We start from the raw sequence: 7055 nt of genomic DNA, 5'->3' as shown, positions 1-7055 counted from the left end.
TCAGCTTAGTACCAAAGATTTTTCTGATTGAAGCTTATGTTTTGTCAACTCAGTGCTGCTGGGTCGTTTCCTAATGCTTAGTCTAAACTCCAGTAATAACAAACCTCTTGCTGCCTTGAACTTTTATTAAAGTCTGTCCTTCTCCGATGCGGAGAGGGACAGGTTTTGTATAGTAAAACCGGCGTTGCTGAATTAAGGGATGATTCTTGTGGGGTGGGCATCCTGCCCGCCCGGAAATGCAAGGGACGCTAATGTTGCCCATCCCACAAAAATAGTAAAATCATCCCGCAAATATGCAACCCCGTAAAACCTTCTCAAAGCTTCATCATTCGACCTCTGAACTCGAAGATTGCACCTTGGAACATGAGTTGTCGAGTTAAAAGAGCGATCGCTTGACCTTTAACCCTCGAAGTTGCACCTTTTATCCTCGCAGTTGCACCTTTTATCCTCGAAGTTGCGCCTTTTATCCTCGCAGTTGCACCTTTTATCCTCGAAGTTGCACCTTTTATCCTCGCAGTTGCACCTTTTATCCTCGGACTTGCGCCTTTTTTCCTCGAAGTTGCACCTTTTATCCTCATTGTTCTACTTCTGAGCTTAAAGCTTGCACCTCAGAACACAAATTATCGAGTTCAAAGGGCGTAGGTGTAGCCTGTCGGAGGCATTGCTCAACCTCTGAGCTTAATCAATAGGTTATTTTTACTCATCTAAACGCTGTGCGATCGCATTCAGCAATTCCTCAAAGTCTGATTCGCTGTGAATATCAGGGGTGCTGCGGACATCTACCATTTCATAGCTTTGTAGCCTGTATGAAGTATTGCATAGAGGCAATGTGCGTTAGCGTAGCTGGTCGTAGATATCGCAGACTCCAGATGACATCATATTTCAGCTTATAGTATAGTTTTAGACGACATCAGTTTTTAAAATGATGTTTATACTTAGAACTCAATAAATGAAAGCAGGTGCATAATGAAACTACAAGATTTCTTGGGAAAAGATGAGAAATGGTCGTTTGATGCGATCGCAGAAGATGCAGACTTAGCTCGTCAGATTCAGATATTGTTAATCGGCTTAGGTTTGCTGGAACCTCCAGCCGATGGGAAATTCGGCCCTGTTTCTGTGATATCTATCAAAAAATTTCAAGAATTAATCAAGACTGAAGAGAGTGGCTTTTTAGGAGCAGTCACAGCCAAGAAACTAATTGAAACCAAAATAGACGATCTTCCTAAACCCCCCTTAAAACTAGGCAATGACATCGCTAGTAAGATTGTGAAATATATGCTAGCCAAAGGTTATCAGGTATTTAACAATCCCAAAGAATACAACATTGTTTATATAGAGGGTATGAATGGAGACTGGACTCTCAACAGTGATACACCCAATCAATTTAACGATCGCCGGATTGTGATTGAAGTAGTAAATGGTATTCCCAAAATCGTAGATCACTGGGAAGCGACTACAGAACCAGGGAGATATTACACTTATAATCCGATGAATCCCAAAGGAGCAGCTAGGATTCAGTTTGGACAATACAAAGCTTGGGCTGTGGGTACTCACGGCACAGCAGAGCCTCATGAAGCGTTAGTGCAAGTTGGAGATATAACAGTTTGTAGAGATTTAAACCAAGATTTTAAACGGACTGGTGACAAACTTGATACAGGTGATAATTTTTATGTGAATCAACATTACGGCTTTGATTTTCCCCAGAATGACATTCGCCTTGCTAGCGCGGGTTGTTTAGTGGGACGTAGCCGTGAGGGACATAGAGAGTTTATGGCAATTATTAAACAAGACCGACGGTATGTCGCTAATCGCAAATATACTTTTTACACTACCGTAATTCCTGGGGATGATTTACTGTAAAGGTTTCCAGGATAAAGTAATAGTTAATTGGTAGCATTTATTGTTGTGATGGAACGTTTAGTAAGGTAGCATAGTTGTGCTACCTTACTTTGTCTAACTTTGTTCTTGTGGTTGCCCTATTTGTGCCGTCAATTTCTCTTTATCCTGCCTACGTTTTTTGGCGTAAAGTTGAATAGTGACTGCCATCAAAATAATCATGGCAAAAATAGCCCAAGCCGCGATATCTGTAGGTAGATTATTCTTAAACACAGCCAGCAACACGATCGCTACTAACATAACTGTAGGCGCTTCATTTAAAGCCCGTAATTGCTGACCACTCCAGCCACACTCATCTACTGCTAATTTCTTCATCAGCCGAGCGCAGTAATGATGATAGCCAATTAAAATAGCCACAAACAGCAGTTTGATATGCAACCATCCCTCTTTTAAAATATCCGGTTCAGTGGTTACTAAACCGATGGCCATTGCGATCGTCACGTACATTCCTGGGTTAGTGATGATATAGTAAAGCCGCTTTTCCATAATTTGATACTGATTTTTCAGTATTGTTCGTGCTGGTTCAGGTTCTTGTTCAGCTTCAACGTGATAGATAAAAAGGCGTACCAAGTAGAATAAACCAGCGAACCAAACTACAAATCCGACAATATGAAAAGCTTTAAACCATGAATAAGCCATGAATCCTAATCTCCTTTACTTGTGGTTGTGATGCATTTTTAATGGTAATAAAAAGTTCACAAATGCAGGCGGGATAACATTGATAAATCTAGCAAAAATCCCAACTTGATTTTTTACCACAGATAAATATCTATAATTTATCTATATTTATCTGTGAGTTCATTTTTATAATATCGATTTTTGCCAGAGCTATATTCTTAATGAGCATCTTTACGACGCACAAAGGGTAAAAGGTCTTCTAAAATCGCCTCATGGTAATGTTCTTGAGGATAATGTCCGACGTTATTAAGTTTTATTAATTCGCTATTTGGTACGGAATTGGTAAACTTTTCGGCAATGTCTACGGGTAGCCAAGGGTCAATCATCCCCCATTGAATAAGAATTGGCTGTTGCCATTCTTTAAAGCCAGATTCAATTTCTGTCATTGCTGAATCAAGCTGTAAATTGCGAATACTTGCTAAAAGACTTCGACCAGATGAAGAAGATTTCAAAAATGGTTTTCGATAAACATCTAATTCCTTATCTCCTATGCGATAACGGCTTCCTCCTTCTAGCGTCCGGTCAACTAATAGAGGGTCTTGGGTCATGACTTCACCTACTAAAGGTAAACCCATTTGTTTGATTTTCCAGGGTAATTTAGCAGTAGTTGAAATTGGTGTATTTAAGATAGCTAAATTGGCAATTTGTTCTGGATGACGCAAAGCATATTGTAGTCCTACAGAACCTAAAAAACCTTGGACAACTAAAGAAAAATGTTCAAGTTCTAGAGCTTTAACAAATCCTTCTAAAGCTGTGATAAAAGCATCGGGAGTGTAAGCAAAATCTCGTTTTTCTGGTTTGGCAGAAAAGCCGTAACCAATCCAATCGGGAGCGATCGCTCTTGTCCCCTGACTCGCTAACGCAGGTATAATATGACGCCAACTGTAACTTTGTGAAACTAAGCCGTGTAGCAACAACACAGGCGCTAAGTCACTTCTGCCGATTGGTAAAGATTCCCGATAAAACCATTCCAGTGAATCTACATTGATTTTATGTTCTGTTATTGACACGCTATTTTCCTATATTGGGCATCCCTTCGGCTTCGCTCAGGGCAAGTGGGAATTGAGCATGGGGCATTAGGAATTGGGCATTAAGTTGTTTGTTATTCTTCTCCTGCTCCTCTGCTCCTCGGTCACTGAGCGTAGAGAAGTGCTGCTCCTCTGCTCCCCCTCATCCCCCTATTCCTTGAGAAATAATCATCTCACGAATCGCATAAGCTGTAGCGGGTGCTAGCAAAACGCCGTTGCGATAGTGTCCGGTAGCTAGGAGGATGTTACTAAATCCTGGCAACTTACCAATAACTGGGGCTGGACGACCTTCAGGACGGGGACGTAATCCTGACCAAGTGCGAAGAATGCTTGCTGTGGCTAATTCTGGACAAAATGCGATCGCTTGTTCTCTAACAGATTCCAGCAGTTCTTGATTTGGCGGTATCTCATCACCATTGCTAGGAAATTCCACTGTTGCACCTACCCAATAATCTCCCCCGCCCACAGGAACAATATGGACATCATTACCCGTTATCGCTGGCTGGAAGTCGGGATTACCTAATGGATGCCCCACACGCATTTGCAATGCTTGCCCAAGTACGGGGCGGATATCAATTATCTGATTCAATTTTGCTGTTAGGGGTGTTGACCCTAACCCTGCTGCAATTACAAACCAATCTGCGGCTATTTTTCCTTCTGTAGTCTCAAGGCAATGGCAAAATTCAGGTGTCGAGGTTGTGGCATCCAAAACAGTTACGCCAAATTTGAAAGTTACACCATTTTGTTGGGCAGCCTCAACTAAAGCTAAGGTGAGGGCAGTTGGATTGAGCTGGCGATCTTGGGGAGAATAGATAGCGTTAGTAATTTTTTCGTGAGCAACTTGAGGACAGATATTCTGGAGTTTAGCGGTGTCCCAAATTTCTAAATGCCAGCCTTGAGAGTGGCGAATTTCTACAAGCTTTTCCCATGCTGCTAAATTCTCCTCTTGCAAACCCAGACTGAGAATTCCCTGGCGATTAAAAGGGATTTTGCGACCTGTTAAAGCTTCTAGTTCAGGAATCAAAGTTTCATAGCGTTGGATGCTAGTTTGTCGCATCTGCCAAGCTTTACCCTTGATTTTCTGGCTAATTGCGCCCATTAAAACGCCAAGTGCAGCGCCCGTGGAAGCTTGTGCTGGTGGTTGGCGATCGCAAACTGTAATTTTCAGCCCTTTTACTTGACTCAGTTCGTAAGCGATCGCAGCCCCAACCACACCACAACCGATAATAACTACATTCATGACTTGTGCTTTAAGTGAGGAGTTAGAAGTTAAAAGTTAAAAATTCCTAACTCTTAACTCTTAACTCCTGTACAGACGCGATTAATCGCGTCTCCTAACTTTCTTCTGTTTTCGGAAGCAGATCGAGGAATTTGTCAATCTCTGCGAAAGCAGCCTGGGATTGGTTCAAGGCAACTAGAGGATTGCCAGCACTAGTAGCTTTATCGAGTTTAACCAGGTCTTTAAAAAAATCTCGCGTTATTTGACGTGCTGTGGGTTGGTCTTTGGGTAGAAGGTTGGGAGTGACATAAGTCAGATTCAGCTTTGCTTCTGTTATCGGGCCATGTATAAAGTTACGCACATTGATCCAATCACCTTGTTTTATTAGAGTTGTCAATTCTTCTGAGCGATCGCGCACAGCCTGAATTTCAGGAACATAAGCCTGAATTTTTTCAAGTTGTACTGCTGTGTAAGTCGGAGGTGCCACCGCAACACCAGGGCCACCACAACTAATCAGGAATGTGGCCAATAGTACTAGGAAAAATGAAAAAATCGAGCGTTGACGCACCATATATTCAACTTAATTGCTTTTGGTTTACCGATTCACAGTGTCATTTTAGATCGCTAGCGCAGTCAATCGTTCTTGTCAGCCAAGGATTTTGCAGAAAATCTTGATATTTTCTCCAAAGAGCAGAGTTCCATCTGCTTTTGAGTAATTTTTAAGTACAATTACTTAATAGGTGTTAGCTAGTCCCAACCAGAAGCAATTTTTGGTTTCTGTTAGTAACAGAACATGAGTTAGATGAACCTCTCCCTCCCAGCCTCCCTCTTTGAAACGGAAAGGGAGGAGCAAGGAAAAATTCAGCTTTTTGCTCCCCTCTCCGACACGGAGAGGGGCTGGGGGAGAGGTCAAATAAAACTTGTCGAACTCACGTTAACTGATATTGTTAGGGAAATATGATTTAGAGTTGCTAAATCTCAAAGGTCTTGATAAGCTGAAACACCAATATATATAAGCCTTCTGGCGGTTTTTCTGTCTTCACATCCCCGAAGATGCCGACGCAATATAGGAGTGTTTTTTAGTGAACGCAGCTGAACAGGCAACGAACCTTGAACTCGCCAGCAACATTGCCACGGTAGTTAATTTGTTCAAATTCGAGTTTCCTGATGCCAAATCCGATCTTAAACCCTGGAAGAATGACCCGGAAACCAGGGAGTTAGTCGATCCAGATTCTATAGATATTGGCTTTCACTTTCCTGGTATCAGCAAATCTTGGCGAAGTCGCAGTATTTTAATTCAAATCCGATTTTATCAAGATCCCATCAATAATTCCCGGCGTGCGATCGGCGTGGAAGTAGCTGGATTCGATCATCGCGGTGAAGCGTGGCGACTTTCTACGGTAGAAAACTGGAATGTTGTCGGCGCATCTTCGCCTTCTGGTGAAATCGAGGATAAGCTCAAACAGATTTGCCGACAGATTTTAGAAATTTTCAATAAACCAGGACTTACGCATTGAAAACCTGAAACCTCGATCCCCCCCTAACCCCCCTTGTAAAGCTATGCATTATAAACATCTTTCTTAACATAAAATTTGACAGAAGTAAGAAGTTATGTAGTAGAGGAAGAGAAAAATCAGCAATGATGCGGAAAAATAAAGATGAGAATTCAAAAAAAACTGCAAAAAGTCAGATTTAGCTGAAGACAACCTTAGTGTAAACAGCTAATAAGTGGACTTTTAATCCTTGGGCGTATTTACTGTCAAGATATCCTGTGCCTGATAGGGCTTTGTGGCTAGTATAGTTCAGTTCTGTGGTATCTTGAATTGCCAACACTACCTCATGCTCCTTCTCTTTCTGGTGCATCTGAACTCACTGCATAGTTACCAGATATACCAGGAATTGCCAAAAGCGCCTCTGTTGCTGCGTAGACGCGTTCGCGTAGCGTCTCGGAGAGAAGCGGCTTGTCGTCAGACATCGCATCTTTACCCTCAATCGCCAACTGAATTTCTGCCATAGTGTTGATCTGCAAGTAACTCCAGGCTTATTTTAAATAACATCCCAAGGCAATTTATTCTAAAAATTCCTAATTCTTGTCGTAAAGAATGTCTGAAAACCTAAATTTTTGGTTTTTAGTTCTCACAGGACTTACGCAACTGTCACAAGCAATGGCGCAGCTACGCCGCGCCGTAGCCGCGCCGAGCGCCCAACAACTAGAGGATAAGCATGGGAACATC

9 protein-coding genes are annotated in these 7055 nt (G+C 42.1%); 2 read left to right on the top strand and 7 right to left on the bottom strand.

Annotated elements, in window-relative coordinates; translation table 11 throughout:
* Positions 1-314: 314 nt before the first annotated feature.
* On the bottom strand, positions 315-578 hold the full coding sequence (locus tag V7K44_RS26095) for a hypothetical protein (RefSeq protein WP_334935830.1): 264 nt from the start codon (positions 576-578) through the stop codon (positions 315-317).
* A gap of 388 nt (positions 579-966) precedes the next feature.
* On the opposite strand from V7K44_RS26095, the gene V7K44_RS26090 reads away from it, so the two are divergent.
* Positions 967-1860, top strand: coding sequence for a peptidoglycan-binding protein (locus V7K44_RS26090; RefSeq protein WP_334935828.1), 894 nt, complete (start codon positions 967-969; stop codon positions 1858-1860).
* A 93-nt stretch (positions 1861-1953) separates the two neighbouring features.
* On the opposite strand, the gene hemJ is transcribed toward V7K44_RS26090, so the two are convergent.
* From hemJ to psbQ, 4 genes are all read right to left on the bottom strand, one after another.
* The gene (hemJ, locus tag V7K44_RS26085; RefSeq protein WP_334935826.1) at positions 1954-2535 is read right to left on the bottom strand and encodes a protoporphyrinogen oxidase HemJ; all 582 of its coding nucleotides are present in this window, start codon (positions 2533-2535) and stop codon (positions 1954-1956) included.
* Positions 2536-2732: 197 nt separating this feature from the next.
* A complete protein-coding gene (locus V7K44_RS26080) occupies positions 2733-3584 on the bottom strand; it encodes an alpha/beta fold hydrolase (RefSeq protein WP_334935824.1) in 852 nt (283 codons plus the stop codon).
* Positions 3585-3744: 160 nt separating this feature from the next.
* Positions 3745-4842, bottom strand: coding sequence for an NAD(P)/FAD-dependent oxidoreductase (locus V7K44_RS26075; RefSeq protein ID WP_334935822.1), 1098 nt, complete (start codon positions 4840-4842; stop codon positions 3745-3747).
* A gap of 94 nt (positions 4843-4936) precedes the next feature.
* Positions 4937-5392: a photosystem II protein PsbQ gene (psbQ, locus tag V7K44_RS26070; protein ID WP_334935820.1), complete on the bottom strand. Its 456-nt coding sequence runs from the start codon at positions 5390-5392 to the stop codon at positions 4937-4939.
* Between the two features lie 511 nt (positions 5393-5903).
* Here psbQ and V7K44_RS26065 point away from each other — a divergent pair.
* Positions 5904-6338 (top strand): hypothetical protein, encoded by a 435-nt coding sequence (locus V7K44_RS26065; protein ID WP_334935819.1) that lies wholly within the window; start codon positions 5904-5906, stop codon positions 6336-6338.
* Positions 6339-6513: 175 nt separating this feature from the next.
* On the opposite strand, the gene V7K44_RS26060 is transcribed toward V7K44_RS26065, so the two are convergent.
* Positions 6514-6654: a hypothetical protein gene (locus V7K44_RS26060; RefSeq protein WP_334935818.1), complete on the bottom strand. Its 141-nt coding sequence runs from the start codon at positions 6652-6654 to the stop codon at positions 6514-6516.
* A 4-nt stretch (positions 6655-6658) separates the two neighbouring features.
* Positions 6659-6835 (bottom strand): hypothetical protein, encoded by a 177-nt coding sequence (locus V7K44_RS26055; protein WP_334935816.1) that lies wholly within the window; start codon positions 6833-6835, stop codon positions 6659-6661.
* Positions 6836-7055 lie beyond the last annotated feature (220 nt).

This window comes from Nostoc sp., from assembly GCF_036917235.1.
GTDB lineage: Bacteria > Cyanobacteriota > Cyanobacteriia > Cyanobacteriales > Nostocaceae > Nostoc.
The sequence above is the reverse complement of the archived record's forward strand: the minus strand, read 5'-3'. Positions and strand labels throughout refer to the sequence as shown.

Excerpts from the sequence above, each read along its gene's own strand:
- V7K44_RS26095 (WP_334935830.1), bottom strand. The coding sequence starts at position 578 with ATGAGGATAAAAGGTGCAACTTCGAGGAAAAAAGGCGCAAGTCCGAGG.
- V7K44_RS26090 (WP_334935828.1), top strand. The coding sequence starts at position 967 with ATGAAACTACAAGATTTCTTGGGAAAAGATGAGAAATGGTCGTTTGAT.
- hemJ (WP_334935826.1), bottom strand. The coding sequence starts at position 2,535 with ATGGCTTATTCATGGTTTAAAGCTTTTCATATTGTCGGATTTGTAGTT.
- V7K44_RS26075 (WP_334935822.1), bottom strand. The coding sequence starts at position 4,842 with ATGAATGTAGTTATTATCGGTTGTGGTGTGGTTGGGGCTGCGATCGCT.
- psbQ (WP_334935820.1), bottom strand. The coding sequence starts at position 5,392 with ATGGTGCGTCAACGCTCGATTTTTTCATTTTTCCTAGTACTATTGGCC.
- V7K44_RS26055 (WP_334935816.1), bottom strand. The coding sequence starts at position 6,835 with ATGGCAGAAATTCAGTTGGCGATTGAGGGTAAAGATGCGATGTCTGAC.